Source organism: Erythrobacter westpacificensis (assembly GCF_039542285.1).
Taxonomy (GTDB): domain Bacteria; phylum Pseudomonadota; class Alphaproteobacteria; order Sphingomonadales; family Sphingomonadaceae; genus Alteraurantiacibacter; species Alteraurantiacibacter westpacificensis.
This window is the reverse complement of sequence record NZ_BAABHV010000001.1, coordinates 342,932-368,273: the sequence shown is the minus strand read 5'-3', so window position 1 is coordinate 368,273 and position 25,342 is coordinate 342,932. Positions and strand designations below refer to the sequence as shown.

The 25,342-nt window shown below is 64.8% G+C and carries 28 protein-coding genes; 17 read left to right on the top strand and 11 right to left on the bottom strand.

Annotated features, from left to right (window positions below):
- Positions 1–3 precede the first annotated feature (3 nt).
- Positions 4–624: an immunity protein Imm33 domain-containing protein gene (locus tag ABFX23_RS01935; RefSeq protein ID WP_346031444.1), complete on the top strand. Its 621-nt coding sequence runs from the start codon at positions 4–6 to the stop codon at positions 622–624.
- A gap of 61 nt (positions 625–685) precedes the next feature.
- Here the strand turns inward: ABFX23_RS01935 and ABFX23_RS01930 are convergent, their stop codons facing one another.
- Complete coding sequence (locus ABFX23_RS01930) at positions 686–1,573, bottom strand: serine hydrolase domain-containing protein (RefSeq protein ID WP_428831633.1); 888 nt, start codon at positions 1,571–1,573, stop codon at positions 686–688.
- A gap of 402 nt (positions 1,574–1,975) precedes the next feature.
- Positions 1,976–3,457 (bottom strand): lignostilbene-alpha,beta-dioxygenase, encoded by a 1,482-nt coding sequence (locus ABFX23_RS01925; protein ID WP_346031442.1) that lies wholly within the window; start codon positions 3,455–3,457, stop codon positions 1,976–1,978.
- A 70-nt stretch (positions 3,458–3,527) separates the two neighbouring features.
- Between ABFX23_RS01925 and ABFX23_RS01920 the strand changes: the two genes are divergently transcribed.
- The 14 genes from ABFX23_RS01920 (at position 3,528) to ABFX23_RS01855 (ending at position 16,542) form a co-directional block, all read left to right on the top strand.
- Entirely contained in the window at positions 3,528–3,992 is a 465-nt protein-coding gene (locus ABFX23_RS01920) for a Saro_0803 family transcriptional regulator (protein WP_346031441.1), read from the top strand.
- Between the two features lie 31 nt (positions 3,993–4,023).
- Positions 4,024–5,406, top strand: a complete 1,383-nt coding sequence (locus tag ABFX23_RS01915) for an MFS transporter (protein ID WP_346031440.1) — start codon at positions 4,024–4,026, stop codon at positions 5,404–5,406.
- Positions 5,406–6,518, top strand: coding sequence for an S-(hydroxymethyl)glutathione dehydrogenase/class III alcohol dehydrogenase (locus ABFX23_RS01910; RefSeq protein ID WP_346031439.1), 1,113 nt, complete (start codon positions 5,406–5,408; stop codon positions 6,516–6,518). Before ABFX23_RS01915 ends, ABFX23_RS01910 begins: the two co-directional genes overlap by 1 nt.
- Before the next feature lie 162 nt (positions 6,519–6,680).
- On the top strand, positions 6,681–7,061 hold the full coding sequence (locus tag ABFX23_RS01905; protein ID WP_346031438.1) for a VOC family protein: 381 nt from the start codon (positions 6,681–6,683) through the stop codon (positions 7,059–7,061).
- A 14-nt stretch (positions 7,062–7,075) separates the two neighbouring features.
- Positions 7,076–7,459, top strand: a complete 384-nt coding sequence (locus ABFX23_RS01900; RefSeq protein ID WP_120076513.1) for a VOC family protein — start codon at positions 7,076–7,078, stop codon at positions 7,457–7,459.
- The gene (fghA, locus tag ABFX23_RS01895) at positions 7,459–8,298 is read left to right on the top strand and encodes an S-formylglutathione hydrolase (RefSeq protein WP_346031437.1); all 840 of its coding nucleotides are present in this window, start codon (positions 7,459–7,461) and stop codon (positions 8,296–8,298) included. The genes ABFX23_RS01900 and fghA overlap by 1 nt, the downstream gene beginning before the upstream one ends.
- Positions 8,295–8,723, top strand: coding sequence for an NAD(P)H-dependent oxidoreductase subunit E (locus ABFX23_RS01890; protein ID WP_346031436.1), 429 nt, complete (start codon positions 8,295–8,297; stop codon positions 8,721–8,723). Before fghA ends, ABFX23_RS01890 begins: the two co-directional genes overlap by 4 nt.
- On the top strand, positions 8,720–10,279 hold the full coding sequence (locus ABFX23_RS01885; protein ID WP_346031435.1) for an NADH-ubiquinone oxidoreductase-F iron-sulfur binding region domain-containing protein: 1,560 nt from the start codon (positions 8,720–8,722) through the stop codon (positions 10,277–10,279). Before ABFX23_RS01890 ends, ABFX23_RS01885 begins: the two co-directional genes overlap by 4 nt.
- Positions 10,279–10,797 (top strand): molybdenum cofactor guanylyltransferase, encoded by a 519-nt coding sequence (locus tag ABFX23_RS01880; RefSeq protein WP_346031434.1) that lies wholly within the window; start codon positions 10,279–10,281, stop codon positions 10,795–10,797. The genes ABFX23_RS01885 and ABFX23_RS01880 overlap by 1 nt, the downstream gene beginning before the upstream one ends.
- 2 nt (positions 10,798–10,799) lie before the next feature.
- Positions 10,800–13,655, top strand: coding sequence for a formate dehydrogenase subunit alpha (fdhF, locus tag ABFX23_RS01875; RefSeq protein WP_346031433.1), 2,856 nt, complete (start codon positions 10,800–10,802; stop codon positions 13,653–13,655).
- Positions 13,652–13,936 (top strand): formate dehydrogenase subunit delta, encoded by a 285-nt coding sequence (locus tag ABFX23_RS01870; RefSeq protein ID WP_346031432.1) that lies wholly within the window; start codon positions 13,652–13,654, stop codon positions 13,934–13,936. Before fdhF ends, ABFX23_RS01870 begins: the two co-directional genes overlap by 4 nt.
- Positions 13,926–14,708, top strand: a complete 783-nt coding sequence (gene fdhD, locus ABFX23_RS01865; RefSeq protein ID WP_346031431.1) for a formate dehydrogenase accessory sulfurtransferase FdhD — start codon at positions 13,926–13,928, stop codon at positions 14,706–14,708. Before ABFX23_RS01870 ends, fdhD begins: the two co-directional genes overlap by 11 nt.
- 81 nt (positions 14,709–14,789) lie before the next feature.
- Positions 14,790–15,284: a VTT domain-containing protein gene (locus ABFX23_RS01860; protein WP_346031430.1), complete on the top strand. Its 495-nt coding sequence runs from the start codon at positions 14,790–14,792 to the stop codon at positions 15,282–15,284.
- Between the two features lie 118 nt (positions 15,285–15,402).
- Positions 15,403–16,542: a GGDEF domain-containing protein gene (locus ABFX23_RS01855; RefSeq protein WP_346031429.1), complete on the top strand. Its 1,140-nt coding sequence runs from the start codon at positions 15,403–15,405 to the stop codon at positions 16,540–16,542.
- Here the strand turns inward: ABFX23_RS01855 and metW are convergent.
- Positions 16,539–17,126 carry a methionine biosynthesis protein MetW gene (gene metW, locus ABFX23_RS01850; protein ID WP_346031428.1) on the bottom strand — a complete coding sequence of 196 codons (588 nt, stop codon included), beginning with the start codon at positions 17,124–17,126 and terminating at the stop codon, positions 16,539–16,541. The two genes, ABFX23_RS01855 and metW, sit on opposite strands and share 4 nt — an antisense overlap.
- Positions 17,123–18,226, bottom strand: coding sequence for a homoserine O-acetyltransferase MetX (gene metX, locus ABFX23_RS01845; protein WP_346031427.1), 1,104 nt, complete (start codon positions 18,224–18,226; stop codon positions 17,123–17,125). The genes metW and metX overlap by 4 nt, the downstream gene beginning before the upstream one ends.
- Positions 18,227–18,321: 95 nt before the next feature.
- On the opposite strand from metX, the gene hisC reads away from it, so the two are divergent.
- On the top strand, positions 18,322–19,440 hold the full coding sequence (gene hisC, locus ABFX23_RS01840) for a histidinol-phosphate transaminase (protein WP_346031483.1): 1,119 nt from the start codon (positions 18,322–18,324) through the stop codon (positions 19,438–19,440).
- On the top strand, positions 19,437–20,345 hold the full coding sequence (locus ABFX23_RS01835) for a prephenate/arogenate dehydrogenase family protein (protein WP_346031426.1): 909 nt from the start codon (positions 19,437–19,439) through the stop codon (positions 20,343–20,345). Before hisC ends, ABFX23_RS01835 begins: the two co-directional genes overlap by 4 nt.
- Positions 20,346–20,360: 15 nt before the next feature.
- Here ABFX23_RS01835 and trxB read toward each other — a convergent pair whose 3' ends face one another.
- The 7 genes from trxB to ABFX23_RS01800 all read right to left on the bottom strand — a co-directional run bounded on the left by trxB (position 20,361) and on the right by ABFX23_RS01800 (position 25,245).
- Complete coding sequence (gene trxB / locus ABFX23_RS01830) at positions 20,361–21,326, bottom strand: thioredoxin-disulfide reductase (RefSeq protein WP_346031425.1); 966 nt, start codon at positions 21,324–21,326, stop codon at positions 20,361–20,363.
- Positions 21,327–21,504: 178 nt separating this feature from the next.
- Complete coding sequence (locus ABFX23_RS01825; protein WP_346031424.1) at positions 21,505–21,756, bottom strand: hypothetical protein; 252 nt, start codon at positions 21,754–21,756, stop codon at positions 21,505–21,507.
- Between the two features lie 65 nt (positions 21,757–21,821).
- Positions 21,822–22,379 carry a DUF421 domain-containing protein gene (locus ABFX23_RS01820; RefSeq protein ID WP_346031423.1) on the bottom strand — a complete coding sequence of 186 codons (558 nt, stop codon included), beginning with the start codon at positions 22,377–22,379 and terminating at the stop codon, positions 21,822–21,824.
- Positions 22,376–22,966, bottom strand: a complete 591-nt coding sequence (locus tag ABFX23_RS01815) for a DUF1989 domain-containing protein (protein ID WP_346031422.1) — start codon at positions 22,964–22,966, stop codon at positions 22,376–22,378. Before ABFX23_RS01815 ends, ABFX23_RS01820 begins: the two co-directional genes overlap by 4 nt.
- Entirely contained in the window at positions 22,963–23,631 is a 669-nt protein-coding gene (gntA, locus tag ABFX23_RS01810; RefSeq protein WP_346031482.1) for a guanitoxin biosynthesis heme-dependent pre-guanitoxin N-hydroxylase GntA, read from the bottom strand. Before gntA ends, ABFX23_RS01815 begins: the two co-directional genes overlap by 4 nt.
- A gap of 82 nt (positions 23,632–23,713) precedes the next feature.
- Positions 23,714–24,484 (bottom strand): sulfotransferase family protein, encoded by a 771-nt coding sequence (locus ABFX23_RS01805; protein ID WP_346031421.1) that lies wholly within the window; start codon positions 24,482–24,484, stop codon positions 23,714–23,716.
- Positions 24,481–25,245, bottom strand: coding sequence for a Crp/Fnr family transcriptional regulator (locus ABFX23_RS01800; protein ID WP_346031420.1), 765 nt, complete (start codon positions 25,243–25,245; stop codon positions 24,481–24,483). Before ABFX23_RS01800 ends, ABFX23_RS01805 begins: the two co-directional genes overlap by 4 nt.
- Positions 25,246–25,342: the final 97 nt, after the last annotated feature.

The window sequence follows — 25,342 nt, the reverse complement described above, 5'->3', positions numbered from 1 at the left end:
GCGATGACCGCTTCGATTTTGCCAAGGGGCATTGCCATTGACGACCCGCGCCCGATTGCGGCGGCGAACCCCTACACGTTCTTCCTTCCCCATGCGGACGAACTGGCGGCGGTTAAGCCGCTGGATGGTATCCAGATCATCTTTCGCCAGACGGAAGGCGAGCCGGAATATTCCGCTGAAGGCATGTGGGTGCTGATCGAAAGCGTCGACGATGGAATGGTCACCGGCACCCTGGACAACCAGCCCGCCGGCATGAGCCTGATCCGCGAAGGCGACCGCGTCCGGGTGCCGCTCACCCATGCGATCGGCACGACCTTCCATAAGGACAACCCCAGGCCCACGGTGCCCGAGCCGCGAGAGTACTGGGACCGGTGCTTCGTCGACGATTGCGTGCTGCGCGGGCGCAGCCATGCCGACTATCTCTACCGTGAAGAGCCGGACATGACGCAGGAGGGTGATCGCTATCCCGACAGCGGGTGGCGCATCCGCGGAACCGACGAAGGCATCGCGCAGGACGAGCGTGACGGCGCCAAGCCGCATTACGTTGCCCTTGGTTCGGTGCTCAACGCCGACGACCGTTGGCTCCACCTGCTGGATTCGCCCATCGGCACGGCCTTCCAGTAGGACGCGAATACGCAGGATTACATCGCCCTAGATTAGCTGCGTCGCCCTCCCCGCAGCTAAGCTACATCGGCGTATTCGCCACCTGCGCGAAATAGTCCGCCACCACGTCGTCCAGCTCGGCGCCGGGCGGATAATGGCTCAGTTTCACGAGGACCGTGCGGCTTTGCGGGTGGACGTAGATGTATTGTCCGGCCAGCCCGATGGCCGAGTAAGCGTCCGGCTCTTGTCCGAGTTGCCAGGTCTGGAAACCGTAGCCGGGGCGCGGGCTTTCCGGATCGAGCGGGCGCATCGCAGTCATCCGATCCACCCAGCCTTCCGGAAGGACGCGCTCACCGTTCACGATACCATCGTCCAGCATGAGCTGGCCGAGCCGGGCAAAATCGCGCAGCGTGGCGTTGAAGCCCATCCCGGCGAGAGCGCGTCCGGTGCCCTGCGGCCCGTCAGCCAGCCAGAAAGCCTCGTGCGCAGCGCCCAGCGGCTCCCACAAACGCGCGGCAGTCAACCGCTCCAGTGGCAGACCGGTCGCCTCCTCTACAACGCGGCCCAGCACGGCGGTGTCGAGCGTTGCGTAATTGAAGGTGTTGCCGGGTTCGTCCCGCCGTCCTGCGGCAATGCCAAAATCGGCGAAGCGGGCGCGGTTGAGGACGATGGCGGTATCGTGGATGCACGCGGCTAGGCTGGGGTTCTCGCCAAAGTCGTAACGTTCCTCGATATCGACGCCGCTGCGCATCTCTAGGAGATTGCGGATCGTCACACCATCGTAGCCGCCGCCTTCCAGCGCAGGCCAGTACCGTGTCGCCGGATCGTCGAGCGAGGCGATTTCGCCTCGCGCCAGGGCCTGCCCCACCAGCATCGCGACGATCGTCTTCGACATGGAGAAACCGATGTGGCGCTCGTCCGGGGAGTAGCGGTTGCGATAGTCCTCGAAAACGATCGCCCCGTCGCGCATCACCAGCATGGCATCGGTGTGGGTGGCATGGGCGAAAGCGGCGTAGTCGCCGGGCATCAGGAACCCTTCCGCCTCGCTGAGGTCGGACGGCTCTGCGGCGGCGCTTACCGGGCGGTGGGCGAAGACCTCGCCTGCCTCGCGAAAGGTGAAGGAATTGACCGCCGGGTTGAGCAGTTCGCGGCGCATGGCGATGGTGGCCGGCGAAGGGTCACGAAAGGCCAGCGAGGGCCCGGTCTCGACGTTATCGAGCGGAGCGAGGCCCCGGCAACCCCCGACCACGTCCCACGCCTGCCAGTCCTCGTCCTGCGCAAAGGCTGGCGCCGTGGTCGCCGCCAGGGCCAGCCCAGCCACGCACGACAACAGCCTGAAATCGATCATCACATTCCTCCCCCCTGATCAGGATCAGGCCGCTTCGGGCACTTTCAGTCCGATATCCTCGCTGCGGGCGAAATTGCCGTGCAGGCCGAAGCGCAGGCGGATCGGCACGTTGATCGTGGCGATCGGGCCTTTCTCGATGTCGAGCGCGTCGAACACCAGCAGGTCGCTGCGATGTTCGGCCAGACGGTTGCAGACCATGACGATCCAACCGTCGCCTTCGGGCGCGTCCTTGCTGCGCGGGATGAAGCAGGGCTCCTGCAAGGTGCTGGTCTCCCCTGCCCACCAGTGCTGTTCCTTGCCGGTTTCCATGTCCTTATGGAACAGGCAGTTCATCGGCGCGCCGCTGGCGCTGCCGCCCGGCAGGTTGAGCGGGCGGGCCATGTCGATTTCAAGGCCCCAGGTGTAGCGGTTCTTGCGCCCGGTAAAACGATCGTCGATCCGCGGGAATTCGCTGAAGGTGTCGCTCAGCCGGTTGATCTCGGCGAAATCGTCGCCGTTGCTGGCAAGGTCCACCACCCATTCGGTGAGATGCGTCACCGATTCCTGCGGATTGAACGGAGCGCCGTGGATATCGGGGAAGAAGGGGAAGAAGTTGTTCTTCGATTCCGGCGTCACGAAATGGATCTTCGTCCCGTCCTGCCAGGCGTTCATCGTGTGGCTGGCAAAGCAGTTGTCGCGCTTGAACCAGCGGATGTCCTCGTCCTTCAGCCCCTCGCGGCGCGGGATGATGCCGAGGTAGACCGGCTTGGTCGTGTCGAACATGAAGGCGGGCTTGCCTTCCTCCAGCTGTTCCCAGCTGCCGATGCTGGGGACGATGTGCAGCACGAGGTAATCGGGCGTGATCGCGAAGTCGTGCATCATGCAGTAGTACGGGACCTTGAACCATTCCTCGCGCACCAGTTCGCCCTCCGGGCTGACCTCGTAATAGGTCACGTCGTCGGTGTGCATGCCGCTGGCGGCATAGCCGATGGCAACCATGTTGCCGGTGTCGGGGTCGATCTTTGGGTGCGCGGTGAACGTCTCGCCGGTCATCTTGCCGCCGAATTTTTCGTAACCCTGCGTTTCCATCGTCGCCGGGTCCATCACCAGCGCGGGCGAATCCTCTTTCAGCGCCCACAGCTTTCCGCCGTAGAGCCAGGCGTTTGTGTTGGCCGTGCCGCGAATCTTGCCTTTCACGCTTTCGTCGTCGGTAAGCGGGTTGCGATAGGCGCCGAACAGCGCCTTGCCCGCCTCGTTCTCCAGCTTCCACTTGTCGGTCTGCGCCCAGCGCTGGCGGAAATCGCACTGGCCGTCGTGGAAGTGGAACCGGGTGATCATGCCATCGCCGTTGAAGGAAATGTCATCCCCCAGTCGCGGCGGGAACTGCGGATCGGGCTGCACGCGGAAGAACGCACCGTCCAGTTCCGGCGGGATTTCGCCGGTATGCTGCAGGTTCTCGATGTCGGCCTCGATCCGGCTGGGCGTGTTGAAGCCAGTGTAGTTCGGGGTATCGGGGAATTGCGCCATTTTAAGTCCTCTCCTTGCGGAAGATTGTATGCTTTACTAACAAAATCGCAAGCAAGACGAGAGCAGGACCTTGGCCCAAGCCGCATTGACCAAAAACAAACCCGACGAAGAAGCGCCAGAGTTCGGCGAGCTCGACGGGATCGTCGGCTTCCACATCCGCCTTGCGCACGGCGCGGTCTACCGCCATTTCACGGAGACATTCGCCGCCCTGGGCATGACCCAGAAACAGGTCAGCGTGCTGTGGCTGGTGGGCGCGAATCCGGGCGTGGCGCAGATTGAGCTGGGCAGTCGCCTGCGGATGGACCGGGCCACGACCATGACCATCGTCAATCGCCTGCAGGAGCGCGGATACCTGCGGCGGGAGAAAAGCAGCAGCGATGGACGCAAGCAATCGCTCCACCTTACCGATGAGGGCGAGCAGGCGCTGCAGCAGGCAAAACAATGCATCGAAGAGCATGAAGCATGGCTGAAAAGCCGCTTCACAGCCGATGAAGTCGAAAAATTGGTGGAAATGCTGAGCAGAATCCACGAATAGGGGCTTTCCCAGGGAGAGGACAAAGTCAATTATGGCCGGACCGTCAGGCGGGGGTGCAAACCCCATCAACGTAATCAACGATACCGAAATGCACTGGCGGCAATGGGCCGTCGTGGTGCTGATGGTGCTGCTCAACGCGCTCGACGGGTTCGACGTGCTTTCCAGCGCGTTCGCCGCGCCGGGCATTACCGCTGACTGGGGCATTCCCCGCAGCGAGCTGGGCATCGTCCTTTCCGCAGAGCTGGTGGGCATGGGCTTCGGCTCCGTCCTGCTGGGCGGCGCGGCGGACAAGTTCGGGCGCAAGAACACCATGATCGCCTGCCTCGTCGCGATGGCGGGGGGCATGTGGATGGCAGGCCACGCCAACGGCGTTGGCGACATGTTCGTCTATCGCTTCATCACCGGCATCGGCATCGGCGGCATGCTGACGGCCACCAATGCGGTGACGGCGGAAAGCACCAACAGCAAGTGGCGCAAGGCCTGCATCGCGGTTTACGTGGCGGGCTATCCGCTGGGCGCGATCCTGGGTGGCATTGCAGCTTCGGAATGGCTGCTCGACGCCTACGGCTGGCGCGGCGTGTTCGACTTCGGTGCCATCGTTACCGCCGCTCTCATCCCTGTTGTGATGCTGGTGGTGCCCGAAACCGCCGCCTATCACGCCAGCAAGGACAACCTTGCAGGCGTGAACAAGACGCTGGGCGCATTCGGCAAGCCGGCCATCGGTTCGCTGCCGGCCGCCGCCGCCGACCGGGAAAAGCCCAAGGTCACCGATATCCTGTCGAACCCGCAGCTACGCCCTGTCACGCTGCTGCTGGCCTTCGGCTACATGTTCCACACCGTCACCTTCTATTACATCCTGAAGTTCGCCGTGCAGATCGTGGCCGACTATCCGCCGGGCTACGAACCCAGCGATGCGGCGACCGTGCTGACCTGGGCAAACGTGGGCGGCTTCCTGGGCTCCGCGCTGTTCGGCTTCGTCATGGCGCGTTTCGGCATCAGGTGGCCGACTGCGCTGATGCTGCTGATCGGCAGCGTCATGGTCGTCTCTTTCGGCATGGGCCGCGAGACGCTGGACGGCTGGCAGTGGGCAACGATCCTCACCGGCTTCTTCACCAACGCAGCGATCAGCGGATACTACGCCGCCTTCGCTCGCGGCTTCCCCGCCTATGCCCGTGCCACCGGCACCGGCTTCGTGCTGGGCGTCGGCCGCCTCGGCGCAGCGGGCAGTCCGCTGCTGGCCGGTGCGCTGTTCGCGTGGCTCGGCGACGATGAACTGCTGGTGGTCTCGATCATCATGGCCATGGGCTCGATCGTCTCGTTGATCCTGTTCCTGCTGCTGCCGGAACGCGAGGGTGACGACCTGGTCGCCGCGCCGATCACAACCGACAAGGTCCCGACAAAGGAAATGCAGTAATGAAAACCCGTGCCGCCGTAGCTTTCGAAGCCAAGAAGCCGCTCGAGATCGTCGAACTGGACCTCGAAGGCCCGAAGGAGGGCGAGGTGCTGGTCGAGATCATGGCGACCGGCATCTGCCACACCGATGCCTACACGCTGGACGGCCACGATTCGGAGGGGATATTCCCCTCGGTCCTGGGCCATGAAGGCGCCGGCATCGTGCGCGAGGTCGGCCCCGGCGTCACCAGCGTGAAGCCGGACGACCACGTGATCCCGCTCTACACCCCGGAATGCCGCCAGTGTAAGTCGTGCCTTTCGGGCAAGACCAACCTGTGCACCGCAATCCGCGCAACGCAGGGCAAGGGCCTGATGCCCGATGGCACCACGCGCTTCTCCTACCAGGGCAAGCCGATCTACCATTACATGGGCTGCTCGACCTTCTCGAACTTCACCGTGCTGCCCGAAATCGCGGTGGCGAAGATCCGCGAGGACGCACCGTTCCAGACCAGCTGCTACATCGGCTGCGGCGTGACGACGGGCGTGGGCGCCGTCACCAACACCGCCAAGGTGCAGGTGGGCGATAACGTGGTGGTCTTCGGCCTCGGTGGTATCGGCCTCAACGTGATCCAGGGCGCGCGCCTTGCCGGGGCGAACCAGATCATCGGTGTCGACATCAACCCCGATCGCGAGGAATGGGGCCGCAAGTTCGGCATGACCGATTTCCTCAACACCTCTGGCATGAGCCGCGAGGAGATCGTCGCCAAGATCGTGGAAATGACCGACGGCGGCGCGGACTACACCTTCGATGCCACCGGCAACACCGAAGTGATGCGCACCGCGCTGGAAGCCTGCCACCGCGGCTGGGGCACCAGCGTCATCATCGGCGTGGCCGAGGCGGGCAAGGAAATTTCCACCCGCCCGTTCCAGCTGGTGACGGGCCGCAACTGGCGCGGCACGGCCTTCGGCGGCGCCAAGGGCCGCACCGACGTGCCGAAGATCGTGGACATGTACATGCAGGGCAAGATCGAGATCGACCCGATGATCACCCACGTCATGGGCCTGGAAGAGATCAACACCGCGTTCGACCTGATGCACGAGGGCAAGTCGATCCGCTCGGTCGTGGTGTTCTGAGGCAACCCCATTCAGGGCCGCCCTAAGGGCAGATTGCAAAAATCGGGCGGTCCGGCCAATCATTCTTTCACAATGCTGAAAATTTCGGCTATGTGATGAAATGAGAGAATCGCGTTCGGCGATGCGTTGCCGTGCGCCATTGGAAGAGAGGACGAAACACCCATGCTGAACCACGTTTTCCTGGGCACCAACGATGTCGAGAAGTCGCGCGCTTTCTACAATGCCACCATGGACGCGATCGGCGTGAAGCCGGTGAACGAGCTGCCCCACGCCACGATCTACGCCAACGAAGGCGGCGCGGTTGCCGTGGGCAAGCCCGCCAACGGCGAAGCGGCCACTGTTTCGAACGGCGCGACGCTGGGCCTCAAGGCGAAGAACTACGACGAAGTTAACGCCTGGCACGCGGCCGGTCTCGCCAACGGCGGCACCGACGAAGGCGCACCGGGCGTTCGCGAGAACAGTCCCGGCCAGATGTACGGCGCCTACCTGCGCGATCCGGACGGCAACAAGATCTGCGTCTTCTGCCCGAACGAAAACGCCTGATCGGGAGAGCGCCGATGTTCAGCCACATGATGGTGGGGTCGAATGACCTCGATAAAGCCAAGACCTTCTACGACGCGCTGTTCGGCGTGCTCGGTGCCAAGGAAGGCGTGATCGATAGCAAGGGCCGGCTCGTCTATCTGCACAACGGCGCTGTCTTCCTTGTCACCAAGCCGATCGACGGCAACCCGGCGACGTGCGCCAACGGCGCCACCATCGGCTTCGCCATGGAAAGCACCCAGCAGGCCGACGAGTGGCATGACGCGGGGGCAGCGGCAGGCGGCACCTCCATCGAGGATCCGCCCGGCTGGCGCCAGAACGACTTCGGCCGCCTCTACCTCGCTTACCTGCGCGATCCCGATGGCAACAAGCTGTGCGCCATGCACCGCGAGGCATCCTGATGACGCTTGAAACCGTCAGCGAAACGAAGTGCTTCGGTGGCAACCAGGGCGTCTACAAGCACGCCAGCAGTTCCACCGGCACCGACATGACGTTCCAGGTGTTCGTGCCCGAGCACCGCGAAGGCGAGAAATTGCCGGTTCTCTGGTGGCTGTCGGGCCTCACCTGCACGCACGAAAACGCGATGATCAAGTGCCACTACCACCAGGCCTGCGCCGAACACGGCGTAATCCTGGTCGGCCCGGACACTTCCCCGCGCGGTGAGGACGTGCCCGATGACGAGGCCTACGATTTCGGCCAGGGCGCGGGCTTCTACGTGAACGCCACGCAGGAACCGTGGGCGAAGAATTTCCAGATGCGGCGCTATGTCGAGGAGGAACTGCCCGCACTGGTGGCAGACAACTTCCCGGTCGACATGGAGCGGCAGGGCATCTCCGGCCATTCCATGGGTGGCCATGGCGCGCTGACCGTGTCCTTGCGCAATCCCGGTCGCTTCCGCTCCACCAGTGCGTTCTCCCCCATCGTCAGCCCGATGAACTGCCCGTGGGGTGAAAAGGCGCTGACCGGCTATCTCGGCGACAATCGCGATGCCTGGCGCGAATACGACGCATGCGCCCTGATCGAGGACGGCGCGCGGATCGATCACCTGCTGGTGGAACAGGGCCGCGCCGACAACTTCCTCGACGACGAACTCAAGACCTGGCTGCTGGAGGACGCGGTGCGCAAGGCCGGCATGAACGCCAGCATCGCGATGCAGGAAGGATACGACCACTCGTACTTCTTCGTCTCCACCTTCATCGCCGAGCATATCAAATGGCACGCAGAAAGGCTCAAGGCATGAGCGACAAGAGCGAACTCCTGGGCGAGATCATCGCCCGCCACCACCACCGCGAGGGGCCGCTGCTGCCCATCCTCAACGACGTCCAGGCCGAACTCGGCTGCGTCGATGCGGAAAGCGAGGCGCTGATCGCCAAGGGGCTGAACCTGTCGCGCGCCGACGTGCACGGCACGGTCAGCTTCTACCACGATTACAAGACCAAGGCGGACCCGCGCCCCGTGGTGCAGGTGTGCCGCGCAGAGGCGTGCAAGGCGCGCGGCGTCGAACGCATCATCGACAAGGCCACCGCCGCCGCGGGCGAGCGGGTGAAGATCGAGACGGTCTACTGCCTCGGCCTGTGCAGCGCAGGCCCCGCCGCGCGCACGGGTGACGACCTGCACATCCGCCTCGACGAGGCTGGCATCACCAAGCTGGTAGAAAACGCATGACCATCGTTCGCATTTCCGACGACGCCCTCGCCAGAGCGGGCGGCGCAGACAAGCTGGCCGCAGCATTCGAGAAGAAGGGCTGCGAAGTCCATCGCACCTCCAGCTGGGGCATGCACTGGCTGGAGCCGCTGGTGGAGATCGACGGTGAGGGCTTCGGCCCCGCGACGCTCGACGATGTCGATGCCATCCTCGATGGCAAGTCGGACAAGTCCATCGGCACGATCGAAGACCACCCCTTCATCGCCACGCAGACGCGCATCACCTTCAAGCGCGCCGGCAAGACCCGTCCGCTCAGCCTGGAAGACTACGAGGCGACCGGCGGCTGGGCGGGCCTGAAGCGCGCACGCCAGATCGGGAGCGAAGCGATCGTGGAAGAGGTCAAGCACTCCGGCCTGCGTGGTCGCGGCGGTGCCGGCTTCCCCACCGGCATCAAGTGGGACACCGTGATGAAAGCGCCGGGCCCGCAGAAATACATCGTATGCAACGCCGACGAAGGCGACAGCGGTACCTTTGCCGATCGCATGGCGATGGAAGGCGATCCCTTCGCGCTGATCGAAGGCATGGCGATTGCAGGCGAGGCCGTGGGCGCGAACCAGGGCTATATCTACCTGCGCAGCGAATATCCCGATGCGATCCGCAAGCTGAACGCCGCGCTGGAGCTTTGCGCGGATATCATCGCCCCCTTCAAGTGCGAGGTGCGCGTCGGCGCGGGTGCCTATGTCTGCGGCGAGGAAACGAGCCTGCTCAACAGTCTTGAAGGCAAACGCGGCGAAGTGCGCGCGAAACCGCCGCTTCCGGCGCTCGAAGGCTTCCTCGGCAAGCCCACCGTGGTCAACAACGTGCTCAGCCTGCAGGCCGTGCCGCACATCCTGATGGAAGGCGGCGCAGAGCAGTACAAGAACGCAGGCTTCGGCCGCTCGCGCGGCACCATGCCGATCCAGTTGGCGGGCAATATCAAGCACGGCGGTCTCTACGAAGTCGGCTTCGGCATCACGCTGGACGATCTCGTCAACAAGATCGGCGGCGGCACCGCCTCGGGCCGCCCGGTCAAGGCAGTGCAGGTGGGCGGCCCGCTGGGAGCCTATATCCACCCCGACCAGTTCGATATCGAGTTCGATTACGAGACCTACACCGCGGCAGAGGCCCTGATCGGCCACGGCGGCGTGACCGTGTTCGATGACAGCGCGGACATGCTGGAAATGGCGCGTTTCGCCATGGAGTTCTGCTCGGTCGAAAGCTGCGGCAAGTGTACGCCCTGCCGCATCGGCGCGGTGCGCGGCGTGGAAATCCTCGACCGGATCAAGGCCGGTGGCCGGGAGCGCGACGTGATCGAGCTGGCCCCGCAGATGCACAACACCAAGAAGGACAGCGGACGCGACGCGGGAGACGAGATCGGCCTTCTGACGGACCTGTGCGAAACGATGAAGTTCGGCTCGCTGTGCGCGCTGGGCGGGTTCACGCCCTATCCGGTGATGAGCGCGCTGCGCCAATGGCCGGAAGATTTCACGCGCAACCCCGAACTGGTGAAGCAGCCCCTGCCCGAGGCGGCGGAGTAATGATCCTGGGCGCGGTCCTTGCGGGCGGCAGGTCCTCACGTTTCGGCAGCGACAAGGCGCTTGCCGAACTGGGCGGCCGTTCGCTGATCGCGCGCGCGGTCGATACGCTTGGCAGCTATTGCGACCGTGTGGTCGTGGTGGGCCGGGACGAAGCGCCCGCCCCGACCGTGCCAGACTGGCCCCGCCCCCACATGGGTCCGCTGGGCGGCATCGCCGGTGCCTTGCGCCGCGCAGAGGCCGAGGGTTTCGACAGCGTGCTGACCTGCGCGGTCGATTCGGTCGCGCTGCCCGAAAACCTCTTGTCGGTTCTTTCACCAGCCCCGGCATATCTTGAAACTCAGCCCGTTATCGGGCATTGGAAGAGCAACCACGCATCCGTCGTTTCGGCCATCCTCCAGAGTGAAGGACGCCATTCGATGCTCGCTTTCGCAGAGGCCGTCAGGGCACGGCCGGTTCAATGCGACGATGTGCCAGCAAATATAAATACTCCCGCAGATCTTGCGGCGATGGAGCGATAGTTATGGGATACGAAGCCCCCAAGGATTTCGGCACTCCGGCAGTCGAGTCGGACGAAACGGTCAGCCTGACGATCGACGGGCGCAAGGTGACGGTGCCCGCCGGCACCAGCGTGATGCGCGCGGCCACACAAAGCGGTGGCCACATCCCCAAGCTTTGCGCGACCGACAACGTGAAGGCCTTCGGCTCCTGCCGCCTGTGCCTGGTGGAAATCGAGGGCGCGCGCGGCACGCCTGCCAGCTGCACCACCCCCGTCAGCGACGGCATGGTGGTGAAGACGCAGACGCCGCGCCTGGAAAAGCTGCGCCGCGGCGTGATGGAACTCTACATCTCCGATCACCCGCTGGACTGCCTCACCTGCTCCGCCAACAACGACTGCGAACTGCAGGACGAGGCCGCCGCCGTGGGCCTGCGCGACGTGCGCTATGGCTATGAAGGTGCCAACCACCTCGGCACGGCGGACGATACGTCCAATCCCTATTTCGCCTTCCAGCCCGACAAGTGCATCGTCTGCTCGCGCTGCGTGCGCGCCTGCGGCGAGGTGCAGGGCACTTTCGCGCTGACCGTTGACGGGCGCGGCTTTGCCAGCGTCATCTCCGCCGGACAGGACGAGGACAACTTCCTTTCCAGCGAATGCGTTTCGTGCGGTGCCTGCGTGCAGGCCTGCCCCACCAGCGCGCTGATGGAAAAGAGCGTGATCGAAGTCGGCAAGCCCGAGCGTTCCGTCGTCACGACCTGCGCCTATTGCGGCGTTGGCTGCACCTTCCGCGCCGAAATGCGCGGCGAACAGCTTGTGCGCATGGTGCCTTACAAGGACGGCAAGGCCAACCGCGGCCACTCCTGCGTGAAGGGCCGCTTCGCCTATGGCTACGCCAACCACAAGGATCGCATCACCACGCCGATGGTGCGCGACAAGATCACCGATCCGTGGCGCGAAGTGACCTGGGAAGAGGCGCTGGAATTCACCAGCACCAAGCTGAAGAAGCTGAAGGAAGAGCATGGCGCGATGGCGCTGGGCGGCATCACCTCCAGCCGCTGCACAAACGAGGAAACCTTCCTCGTGCAGAAGCTGATCCGTGCCGTCTTCGGTTCGAACAACACCGACACCTGCGCTCGCGTGTGCCACTCGCCGACGGGCTATGGCCTGAAGACGACGTTCGGCACCAGCGCCGGCACGCAGGATTTCGATTCCGTGCAGCACACCGATGTTGCCCTGGTAATCGGCGCCAACCCGACCGACGGCCACCCCGTTTTCGCCAGCCGCCTGAAGAAGCGCCTGCGCGAAGGGGCGAAGCTGATCGTGATCGATCCGCGCCGCATCGACCTCGTACGCAGCCCGCACGTGGAGGCGGCGCATCACCTGCCCTTGCAGCCCGGCACCAACGTCGCCGTGCTGACCGCGATGGCGCACGTGATCATCACCGAGGGGCTGGAGAACCGCAAGTTCATCGAGGAGCGCTGCGAAGTCGACGCTTTCGAGGAATGGGCCCGCTTCGTTTCCGACGAGCGTCACTCGCCCGAAACGCTGGAGCCCGTCACCCGCGTTCCGGCCGAAGACCTGCGCGAAGCCGCGCGCCTCTACGCCACCGGCGGCAATGCCGCGATCTACTATGGCCTCGGCGTGACGGAGCACTCGCAGGGTTCGTCCACCGTGATGGCGATTGCCAACCTTGCCATGTGCACCGGCAACATCGGTCGCAAGGGCGTGGGCGTGAACCCGCTGCGCGGCCAGAACAACGTGCAGGGGGCCTGCGACATGGGCAGTTTCCCGCACGAACTGCCGGGCTATCGCCACTTGTCGGACGGCGAGACCCGCGCGATGTTCGAAAAGGACTGGGGCGTATCGCTCGATCCCAATCCGGGCCTGCGCATCAACAACATGCTCGATGCCGCCGTGGATGGCACCTTCAAGGCGATCTACATCCAGGGCGAGGATATCCTGCAGTCCGATCCCAACACCCAGCACGTGGCCGATGGCCTCTCGGCGATGGAATGCGTGATCGTGCACGATCTCTTCCTCAACGAGACCGCCAACTACGCGCACGTCTTCCTGCCGGGTTCGACCTTCCTCGAGAAGAACGGCACCTTCACCAATGCCGAGCGCCGCATCCAGCCGGTGCGCAAGGTGATGTCGCCCGCCAACGGTTACGAGGACTGGGAAGTCACGCAGCTGCTCGCCAATGCGCTAGGTGCGGAGTGGAACTACACGCACCCCAGCGAAATCCTCGACGAGATCGCCCGCCTCACCGGCAGCTTTGCCGGCGTTTCGTGGGACATGCTGAACGAGCGCGGCAGTGTGCAGTGGCCGGTGAACGAGAAGCACCCCGACGGCTCGCCCGTCATGCACATGGAAGGCTTCGTGCGCGGCAAGGGCCTGTTCGTGGTGACGGACTACGTGCCCACCGACGAAAAGACCGGCCCGCGCTTCCCGCTGCTGCTGACCACGGGCCGCATCCTCAGCCAGTACAACGTCGGCGCGCAGACGCGGCGCACGGCCAACACCGTGTGGCACCCGGAAGACCTGCTGGAAGTGCACCCCACCGATGCCGAGAACCGCGGCCTGAAGGACGGCGACTGGGCCAAGCTTGCCAGCCGCACGGGCGAGACGACGCTGCGCGTGAAAGTGACGGACCGGGTGGCTCCGGGCGTGGTCTACACCACGTTCCACCACCCCGCGACGCAGGCCAACGTCGTCACCACCGACTTCTCCGACTGGGCCACCAACTGTCCCGAGTACAAGGTGACGGCGGTGCAGGTCACGCCCAGCAACGGCCCCACCGACTGGCAGGAAAGCTACGAAAGCTGGTCCGAGAAGTCGCGCCGAATTGCCGGTGAGGATTCGATGGAGCCGGCGGAATGAGCAAGTCCACCCACGAAACGCTGATCCGGTTCGCCAACCAGATCGCCAAGAACTTCGTCGCCATCGGGCACGACAAGGCGGTGCTGGCGACGGCGGACCATATCGACAGCTTCTGGGATCCGCGCATGAAGGCGGGCATCTTCAACGGCGACCCCTCCGGGCTGGACCCGATCGCGGCGGAAGCCATCGAGCACCTTATGAAGAAGGGCAATCCGGGTTCGCAGACCCGCGCAACGGACTTCTCCAAGAAGGGCGAATTGCACAATTCGGATGCCGGATAAGCCGATCCAGCACGCTGCCGACGGCAGCACGAAATCAGTCGAGCGCGATTGGGTCCCCGAAGTCCCGGTCGCGCTCGAATACAATGGGCTGTCCTACGCGGTGATGATGGCCAGCCCGCACGACCTGGAAGATTTCGCGCGCGGCTTTGCCCTGACCGAGGGCCTGGCAAAGTCCCTCGCCGACATTACCGACATTGCCGTGGCCCAAGTCGAACACGGCTGGATCGCCCGCGCGCAATTGACCGGCCTCGGCATCGAGAAGCTGACCGAGCGCGTACGCACCCGCGTGGCGGAGTCGAGCTGCGGGCTGTGCGGCATCGAGAACCTCGAAGCGGTCAGCACGCCCCTGCCCGCGGTGGCTGCGCACGACGCGCTCGATCCGCAAGCCATCTTCGCCGCACTCGGCAAGCTGCGGGATCACCAGCCGCTGACCAAGGCAACGGGCGCGGCCCACGCCGCCGCCTTCTGCTCTGCCAACGGCACGATCCTGCATGCACGCGAGGACGTGGGACGGCACAACGCGATGGACAAGCTCGTCGGTGCGCTCGCCTTGGCAGGGCAGGACGCGGCGGACGGGTTCATCCTCTCCAGCGCCCGCTGCTCCTACGAGATCGTGGAGAAGGCCGTGCGGGCTGGCGCCACGCGGCTCGTCACCATATCGCTGCCGACGTCGATGGCGGTGGAGCGTGCGCGTGCGGCGCGGCTCAGCCTGTGGTGCCTGGCGCGCGACGACAGCGTGCTGTGCGTGAACGACGGAGCCGCGACCGCATAAGCCATGTGGCAGGGCTGCAACAATTTGGCAGCACTTTTCGTATAGCAGGGAACCTGTTCTCTCATCCGGCGCTAGTTTCACATGGACGCGACGATATCAGCACTGTTGCCACTGACACTGCTCGACAGTCTCGCCGCCATGCCCATCGGGCCCTTCGCCCTTCCCGCGATCATCGCTGCTGTCACCGCCTCGCTCGTGGCCATGTCGGTGCCCGGCGCGGTCAATACGATGTCGTTCCTGAGCGGCCTTGTGCTGGGCGTCGGCGGCATCTTCGTCGTCGTGCTGGGGTGCGCACTTGGCACCCACCTCCTGTTCCTGGCCACGCGGCGCTGGCTGGGCGAACGGATGCAGCGCCGTTTCGGGGCGAAACTCCAGGGCGTGCAGGGACATCTGGCCCGGCGCGGCCCGATTTATGTGGTGGGGGCGAGGCTCGGCGGTGTGCCGCACGTGGTGGTGACAGCCGGGTGTGCTGCAACGCCGATGACCATGCGCGCCTTCCTCGCGGCCAGCATGCTGGGAATGCTCCCTGCGATTTCGCTTTCGGCCCTCGCCGGAACCGGCCTCGCCGCTTTTTGAGCCGCAAGCGTCCAACCCGCAGGGCATAAGGATAGTGTTTACCTGGCGCGCCTAGGAGGTTTGGCATCATGCACCTCATGTCGCCAGATTCCCTGTGACAATCAGCGCGATCATCGCAATGACAGCTCTCGTCGCCGGCCTGTGCGTGGTCTGCGCCATTGCCTTCGCCGCTCTGCATCGCAATTCGTCCGTGGCCTGGATGGCCATTGCGCTGGCGATCGGCGTTCTGGAAAGCCTCGCGCTCAAGGATGGCGACATTTCCCGGCTGGACTTGTGGCTGACCGCAGCGACGGTACCGATGTCCTATGTCTGCGTGGGCGAATCCATTCGCAGCGCCTATGGCCGCACGCAATCCTCATGGCGATGCTTCACAATTTGCGGCGCAGCGGTGCTCGCGTCGCTCCTGCTCCTGCTAACGCCGCTGCCGCCTGTCTTGCAATTCCTGCCCGCGCAACTCGTCGGCGCAGCCGCGCTGGCCAGGGCCGTGGCCGTCGTGCGCCAGGACGGGCGCAAGGGCGATTTCATTGATGTCGGCCTTGCCGTGACACTGTCTCTCGTCACCGCCATTTACATCGTTCGTGTGCCGGTCTTCCCCGTGCTCGTGGGCCTCGAATCCCCCATCGTCGCAATTCCCCGCCAGACCCTGCAAGACATGCTGATCGTGGCCTTCGCGGTGCTGGTGCCAGCTGTCGTATTCCTGACGCTCGGGCGCGTGATCTCGAACGCCCTGCAGACCTACAGGCTTCGGGCCGAACACGATTTCCTCACCAGCCTGCCCAACCGCCGCGCGTTCGAAAGTGTCGCCGGGCATCGCACACGTGGCACCGGCTCGCTGGTGGTTTGCGACATCGATAATTTCAAGCGCATCAACGACGGCTTCGGCCATTCCGCGGGCGATGCAGTGATCCGCGCCGTCGCCTCGCTGTTGGAAGGCCGCGGCATGGCAGCCCGCATCGGCGGGGAGGAATTCGCAATCTGGATGCCGCGCACCAGTGTCGAGGACGCGCGACTGCACGCCGAGAAGCTTCGTCACGAACTGATGTCGCTCAAGGTCATCGAACTTGCCGACGATTACCGGATCACCGCCAGCTTCGGCGTGGCGCCGTGCGGCAGGGACATTCCCCTGTCGCAGGCGATGATCGCGGCAGACCGGGCGCTTTATGAGGCCAAGAACTCCGGACGTAACCGCGTTTGCATCGGCAACGCCTCGCGGCCCGCCCCCAGGCGGGAGCCTCTGCCCGAACGCGCCGCTGCCTAGCGGCTGAGCTGGAAAACCGCGTGCTCGGCGCGCCAGTTGGCGTTCCGGCTGCCGATCTCCTGCCCGTTGGCGAAGAACCAGTTACCCGCCACCTTCACGTCGCGTTCGGCCAGGAATTCCCGGAAGTCGGCGATGGTCAGGTGGTGGATATTGGCGGTTTCGTACCAGCTGCCCGGCAGGTGGCGCGAAATCGGCATCCGCCCGGTGCGCAGCAGCGCCAGGCGCATGCGCCAGTAGGCGAAGTTGGGAAAGCTGACGAAAGCCTCGCGCCCGACGCGCAGCAATTGCTCCAGCAGCCAATCGGGGCGCTGCGCCGTTTGCAGGGTCTGGCTGAGAATGGCCACGTCGAATGCCCCGTCGGGGTAATCGGCAAGGTCGCGGTTGGCATCGCCCTGCACCACCGAAAGCCCGCGCGCCACCGCCGCGGCGACCGCCTCCGGATCGATTTCCATGCCGCGCGCATCGCAGCCGCTTTGCGATTGCAGCGCCTCCATCAGGTCGCCCTCGCCGCATCCGACATCGAGAACACGGCTGCCGGAAGGTACGTGGGCAGCGATCTTGGCAAGGTCTGCGCGAAGCGTCATGCGATGAAGCCTTCCACCACACGGTCCAGCGCGGGCACGTCGAGCAGGAAGCTGTCGTGCCCGTATGGCGCGGACAGTTCCACGAAACTGACCGGTGCAGCCACGGCGTTGAGCGCGTGGACCACCTCGCGCATGTCGGCGGTGGTATAGAGCCAGTCGGTATCGAAGCTGACGAGACAGAAGCGCGTGTCCTTCGCCCCGCGGAAGGCATCGGCCAGCAGGCCGCCGTGTTCCTCGGCAAGGTCGAAATAATCCATCGCGCGGGTGATGTAGAGATAGCTGTTGGCGTCGAACCGGTCGGTGAAGCTCAGCCCCTGGTAGCGCAGGTAGCTTTCCACCTGGAAATCGGCATCGAAGCCGAAGCTCTTGGCTTCCCTGTCCTGCAGACGCCGCCCGAATTTCTCGGTCAGCCCTTCTTCCGACAGGTAGGTGATGTGGGCCGCCATGCGCGCAACGGCCAGGCCCTTCGCAGGCGCTTCGCCATGGTAATAGTCGCCGCCCTGCCAGTTGGGATCGGCCATGATCGCCTGCCGCCCCATCTCGTGAAAGGCGATGTTCTGCGCAGTGTGGCGCGCGGTGGTGGCGATGGCGAGCACCCGGTCCGTGCGTTCCGGGAAATTCGCCGCGCAGGACAACGCCTGCATCCCGCCCATCGATCCGCCGACGACCGCGTGCAGTTTCTCGATGCCCAGCATGTCGAGCATGGCCATCTGCGCGCGCACCATGTCGCGGATGGTGATGACCGGGAATTCCATGCCGTAAGCCTTGCCATCCGGTCCTGTGCTGGAGGGGCCGGTGGAGCCAAGGCAGCTGCCGATCACGTTGGCGCAGATCACGTGGAAGCGATTTGTATCGATGGGCTTGCCGGGGCCGACCATGCGTTCCCACCAGCCCGGCTTGCCGGTAACGGGATTGGTGCCCGCCACGAACTGGTCCCCCGTCAGCGCGTGGAAGATCAGCACCACATTGGACTTGTCCGCCGCCAGCTCGCCATAGGTTTCGTAGGCGACCTGCACGCCGGCCAGTTCGCGCCCGCTATCCAGCGGGAGCGGCGCATCCAGCGTGAGGCTGCGAAAGTCGATTGCGGTTGTCGTGGCCATGATCTCGGTCTGGCGCAATTGGGGGAGGCAAAGCACACTGTCAATCGCCGCGAAGGGAGGCTATGCGCGCCTTCGCAACTGACGAGACCCGCGCCATGGCTGAAAACACCCGCACCCAGACGAAGCCCCGGATGAAGCCCTATGTCGAGGCGATCCACGCCTATGTGCCGGGCAAGTCGAAATCCGCCGACGGGCGCGAGCTCGTCAAGCTGTCCGCGAACGAGAACCCGCTGGGCTGCGCGCCAAAGGCACTGGAAGCGCTGGAACAGGTGCAATCGCCCGCGCCCTATCCCGATCCCGGCTCCACCGCGCTGCGCGAAGCCATCGGCGAGGTGCACGGGATTGCCCCTGCGAGAATCGTATGCGGCACCGGGTCCGACGAACTGCTCAATATTGCGGCTCAGGCCTTTGCTGGACCGGGTGACGAGGTGATGTTCAGTCGCTTCAGCTTCTCCGTCTACGATATCGCCGCGCGCCGCTGCGGCGCCACTCCGGTAGAAGTGGACGACAGCGATTACACCGCCGATGTCGATGCGCTGCTGGCGGCCGTTACGCCCGCTACGCGCGTCGTATTCATCGCCAATCCCAACAATCCCACCGGCACTTTCCTGCCGCGCGGGGAGATCGCCCGCCTGCACGCCGGACTTCCGGCAGACGTGCTGCTGGTGATCGACCAGGCCTATGGCGAGTACGTGACCGCCGACATGGACGATGGCGGGATGGAATTGGCGGCCGCCCATGAGAACGTGCTGGTGACGCGCACCTTTTCCAAGATCTACGGCCTCGCCGGTGAACGCATCGGCTGGGCCACCGGCGCGCCGGGCCTGATCGACGCGCTGAACCGTATTCGCGGGCCGTTCAACGTCACCACCAGCGGACAGCGCGCCGGGATCGCGGCCATGGGCGACCAGGATTTCGTCACCCGCAGCCGCGAGCACAACGCCGCCGCCCGCGCGCGGTTCACGGAAGCGGTGGAGGGCCTCGGGAATCACGGCCTGCGCGCCGTTCCGAGCGAGGCGAACTTCGTGCTCGTGCTGTTCGAGGGTTCGGTGACAGCCGAAGCCGCGCTCCACGCCATTGCCGAGGCGGGCTACGCCGTGCGCCACCTGCCGGGACAGGGCCTGCCCCACGCCCTGCGCATCACCATCGGCACCGACGCGCAGATGGCCGACATAGCGGACGCTCTACGCCAGCTTTGCGAGGCCGACGCATGAGCTTCAACCACGTCGCCATCATCGGCCTCGGCCTGCTGGGCGGCTCCATCGGTCTTGCGGTCAAGGAGCACCTGCCCGAGGTCATGACCACCGGCTATGACGCCGACCCCCTGGTCCGCGAGCGTGCCCGCGAGCGCGGCCTTGCAGGCACCATCGCGGACGATCCGGTAGAAGCCGTGCGCGGGGCGGACCTTGTCATTCTGTGCGTGCCCGTGGGCGCGATGGAAGCGGCCGCCACGGCCATTGCGCCGGGGCTCGAGCCGGACGCAGTGGTGAGCGATGTCGGCTCTTCCAAGATCAGCGTCTCGCAAAGCCTTGCGCGCGCCTTGCCGGAGCATGTCATCATTCCCGCCCACCCGGTTGCGGGCACCGAGCAATCGGGACCGGACGCGGGCTTTGCCAGCCTGTTCCACCATCGCTGGTGCATTATCACGCCGCCCGAAAGCGCGCCGACGGACAAGGTGGAGGCGCTGACGGCGTTCTGGCGCGGTCTTGGTTCCACGGTCGAGATCATGGATGCCGACCACCATGACCGCGTGCTGGCCGTCACCAGCCACATCCCTCACCTGATCGCCTACACCATCGTGGGCACGGCCAGCGACCTTGAGGAAGTAACCCGCAGCGAAGTAATCAAGTACTCCGCCGGGGGCTTTCGTGATTTCACCCGCATCGCTGCCAGCGACCCTGTCATGTGGCGCGACGTCTTCCTCAACAACCGCGACGCCGTGCTCGACATGCTCGACCGGTTCCTCACCGACCTTGCGATGATGCGCGAGGCGATCAAGGCGGGCGATGGTGAGACGATGTTCGACCAGTTCTCCAAGACCCGCGCCATCCGTCGCCGGATCATCGAGCACGGACAGGACGACGCGCGGCCGGACTTCGGTCGCCACGATCACGACTAGTCTGGCAGGGCAGGCTTACTCCGCCGCTTCCTTCTCGGCGAATTCCAGCGTGGCGAGGAAGCGTTCGGCATCGAGCGCGGCCATGCAGCCAGTGCCCGCCGCCGTCACCGCCTGGCGATAGGTATGGTCCATCACATCGCCACAGGCGAACACGCCGGGGATGGCGGTCTTTGGCGTGCCGGGTTCCACCAGCAGGTAACCGCTGTCGTCCATCGGCAGCTTGCCCTTGAACAGTTCGGTCGCGGGGGCGTGGCCGATGGCGACGAAGGCCCCGTCCACTTCCAGTTCGCTCTTCTCGCCGGTGACGGTGTCGACCAGTTCCAGCTTTGCCAGCGCACCGTTTTCGCCCGCCACGAAGCGCTCCACCGTCTTGTTCCACATCGGCGTGATCTTGTCGGACTTGAACAGGCGCTCCTGCAGGATCTTCTCGCTGCGCAGTTCGTCGCGGCGGTGGATCAGGGTCACGTCGTCCGAGTGGTTGGTGAGGTAGAGCGCTTCCTCCACGGCGGTGTTGCCGCCGCCGATTACGGCCACCTTCTTGCCACGGTAGAAGAGCCCGTCGCAGGTGGCGCAGGCGGAAACGCCCTTGCCGCCCAGTTCCTGCTCTCCCGGCACGCCCAGCCACTTGGCCTGCGCGCCGGTGGCGATCACCAGCACGTCGCCCACGTATTCATCGCCCGAATCGCCAATGGCCTTGAACGGGGAGCCGCCTTCGAGGTCCACTTCCACGATGGTGTCCCACATCATGCGCGTGCCAACGTGCTCTGCCTGCGCCTGCATCTGCTCCATCAGCCAAGGGCCCTGGATCACGTCGGCAAAGCCGGGATAGTTCTCCACGTCGGTGGTGATGGTCAGCTGGCCGCCGGGTTGCAGGCCCTGCACGACGATCGGCTCCATCCCGGCGCGCGCGCCGTAGATGGCGGCGGAGTAGCCGGCGGGGCCGGAGCCGATGATGAGCATGCGGGTGCGATGGGTGGTCATGGTTGTCTCGATTCGCTTGTGGAGCGAGTCAGGTAGGAACCGAGCCGATTCGGTGCAAGCGACGCGGCGGCCTTCTCAACGACGGGCTGGCGATGACAGGCACGAACTCCTGTCCGAAAAAGAAAAGGGAGCGAACCCTGCGGGCCGCTCCCTCTACGCGTCTTGTGGTGCCTTGCGATCAGGCCGCAGGCGTCTTGGGCGTCTTCGGTGTCCTGGGCGCGGCGGGCGCGGCTGCTTCTTCCTTGGACTTGTCCGCCAGGCGCTTCACCAGGTAGCCACCGCCGGCCAATGCCAGCAGGGTGGGAAGGCGCAGGCGGCGCACCAGCGGTACGGCAACCGCACCAAGGACGGCGCCGGTGGTGCCGCCCATCTTGCGGCTTTCGTTGCCCAGTTTTGCGCCGATCCCGGCGCCTATCAGCTTGCCAATCATGTGAAATCTCCTTTGCCCCGTTAAACGGGCAAGACGCGGCAATGGTTCCGCCGGGAAAGGCGGTCTCAGTCGTTCCTCAGTGATCGCGCCATCCGCATGTCCTTCACCGCGTCGGCATCCTCGATGGAAAGATCGTCCTGGCGCGGAATGACGCTGAGCGTGCCATTGGTTTCCAGCACCACCCAGTTGGCATCGCGCACCGAGGTCATGCCGTTTCCGCGCAGGGCGGTCATGATCTCGTCCTTGCTGATTCTCGTCTTCGTCATCGCCTGTTCCAGAAACTGCCCCTTGTGCGTCAGCAGGACAGGCTCCTGCTTCACCACGGCTTCGGCAGTGGAAGACTTGCGGGTGATCCACGTGAGGAGGAACTGCAGTCCGGTGAGCACGACGATCGCGACAAGGGCGGCCAGCAGTGATACGTCTTCCAGCAGGACGCCGCTCGCCGCGAGGCTGCCGATCATCACGTTGATGATCCAGTCGAAGCTGTTGAGCTGGCTGGTGGTGCGAGAGCCGTTCACGCGTACGATCAGGATGATCGCCAGGTATGCCAGCACTGCCGCCAGCGCCACTTCACCAAGCTGCGCCCAGCTGGTCTCGAACAGGGAAAACTCGCTTCGGTTCATGTCACCCGGTAGCCGATGGGTTTGAAAGTCCCGCCGTTCGACGCGTAGGCCGAACAGGCGGTGAGCCCGATCACCAGGTCCATCTGCGCCTCCAGCCTCAGCGCGTCACCCGCCTTTGAAATGGGCGGCTCCACGGACAGCTTGCCGGTCTCCCCATCGACGGGAACGTTCATGAAAACGTTGAACGCGCAAGGGATGTCGTCGGGCGCGATACCGTGCGGCTCCAGTGCGGCGGCGAGGTTGCCGAAGCAACCGCGGTGCACCGGCTTGTCAGGGTAGAAGTGGCGGAACGTGTCCTTGCTGCAAGGCGTGAGGAGGAAATCATGCGATCCCACATCGTCGTGCGTGATCTTCAGCATCGGGTTCGACCTGTTGGACCACAGGGTGCTGCCGGTGGTCAGCCTGATCGTCTCCTCGTAATCGAAGGTTCGCCCGTTAGACAGGCTTTCGCGCGGATCGTCGCTGGCAAAGGCAAGCAAGTCCGACACCTGTCCGCCTTCGAGGTCGATCACTTCCAGGTGCTGGCCGCGCTTGAGCTTCAAGGCCGTTCCGCTGCGCGATTCGATTCTCACGATATCGCCGCTCATGATCGCACGTCCTCGAACGGCGGGCTCCATTCGTCGTCGACCATTCGCCCGCTGTATTGGCGCGCCTCGCTGGCTTCGCCGTGGCGGGAGAGCATGGGGTTGAGGTCGCCTGCCAGTTTCCTGTCCCGTTCGAGAATGGCCTCGCGCATCCGCTCGTACTTACCGCGTTCGCGCAGCCGCTCGAACTGATCGTGAAGGTTGAACACCAGTGCAGGCTTCGGAAACCGGCGCGCCGGGCGGGAGGCGTTCGGATGCATTCCCACGACGAAGAAGGCCTCGCCCCCGAAGCTGAGGCTGAAATGCGGGCTGCCGGGATCGGCGCTGACGCGCGCATCGTATTCCTGACCGCGCCAGTGATCCTTGTCCGCCAGCGATTGCAGCCGCTCCCACAGGCAAGTTTCGAACTCTTCTTCCGAAAGGTTTTCCGGGCCTTCGAACACCACGGCGAGGCTGCGCAGGCCCTCCGGGTCCTTCCTGTAGGCAAAGGCCCATTCCAGCAGCGCCTCGTGAATGGCCACGTCGTTCCAGGCGCTCGTCATGTCCCGCGCTTTGACAACGCGCAGGTTGCCCGTCGCCAGGGCGGACTTGGCGCCGAGGCAGGGAAAACCCTTGTTCTGAATGTATTGCGCGAACAGCTTATCAGCGCTCGCGGCGTCTTGTGTCATCACCATGAGGCTCTCCAACTCTTTGGGATAACAGCCCCTCGGCAAGGCGGATGTTCCGCCTTTAGCAAAAATCAAAGTGGCTCTACGCCGCGTCGCGGATCGACCGTAGCGGATGCTGGACCCGCGGTGCGACGGGGGTGACTTTCAAACCCGGCGCATAACCGTAGCACCCAGCGCGCGCGGCCTGCTCGCCCGTCATTTTCGTTGCTCCCGCATAATGCCGGTTGCCGTCGTACAGCGAGGCCCCGACCTCGACCGGATCGAGGCCGCAGAACCGCGCCACGCTACCGATCCAGCCTTGCGGGTCAGCGACAAGATCCTCGTACCGCACCACCATGGCTGCGTGGATGTATTCGAGATCGCGGTAGGCGAGCTCGTAGGCGGACAGGGCATAGTCGACCAGGTCGGACGCCGGGCGGTCCGTCCACTTGGCCAGCGCGGCCGCCATGGCCTCGGGATGGCGGAGGACGACGACGTACTGGCTGAGCGGGAACAACTGCTGGTACAGCCGCATCCGCGTGAGGTTGACCGGTGATTTCTCGACCCGCCAGCTTCCGCCCTCGCTGAACCATGGGTCCCAGTCGTGTTCGAGACGGCGGCGAGTCTCGAGACTGTCATAGCGCGACTGCTCGACAAGGTGCTGCGCGGGATCGGTCGCGAAATGGCCGGGGACGCCGTGGCGTGCGGTGTGCGGGATGGCGCCTTGCAGGAAGACGCCTTCGTTCTCCGGCACGGGGGCATCCGTGATCGCGTCGATCTCCGGATGGTCTGCCAGCAACCTCGCGATCAGGCTGGTGCCGGTGCGGTGCAATCCGCCGACGAACAGGTAGCGACGGAAGTCCGGTGCGGTCATCCCGGTTGCAATTCCTCGACCATGCCGAGAGTGTCATCGCCGTAGAGATAGGCCGGGTCGAACTTGCCGAAAGCTTCCAGCCCTGCGCGGTCGTTGCAGTAGAAGCGGCCCCGGCGGAATTCCCCGAGCCCCATCGCGTTGAGGGAGCTCATGCAGCGGCTGAGGTGAACCGGCGTCGTTCCGCAGATCTCGGCGATGTGGCCCTGTGTGAGGGGGCTGGTGAAGCCGTCCTTCTTCGCGCAGCCGACGAGGTCCAGCCGCGCCCAGGTTTCAGCCATGAAGTGCGCGGCGCGGGCATCGGCGCGCAACTGTTTCGACTTGAGGATCCACTCGCGGTGGATGGCGGCGTCCAGCAAGGTGGCGAACCACAGGACGCGCGCGAAGTGAGCATTGCCCTGTATCGCCTCCCGAAGGTGGGTATGCTGCGCGTAGGCAACGCGGCACGGCCCCAGCGCCTCGATGTTGTGGTCGAGCCGCTTGAGGGCAAAGGAATGCAGGTCCACGAAATCGCCGGGAACCTGCAGGCCGACGATGTGCTTCCTGCCCTCGGCCTCCAGCGTGCGCAGCATGAATCCCTCGATCAGGATCATGCTCTTGTCGTATACGCGTCCGGCCTCGAGCACGACGGTGCCGGAGGCGACACTCTCCTCGACTGCGCAGACCTCCTCCAGCAGGGCCTTTTCCTCGCTCGTCATGAGGTGGCGAAGGCGGTTCTTCAGAAATGCTTCCGTCTTCGGATAGGCCTGGTTCTCTCGTGCCATCAACGTGTTCCCTCGTCGCTCCTTCCTGCGGACCAATTTTTCAGGCGCGGTATCGGTTCCCGGCGGAACGCGCGGGCTGACAGCCCGTTCGCGGTAG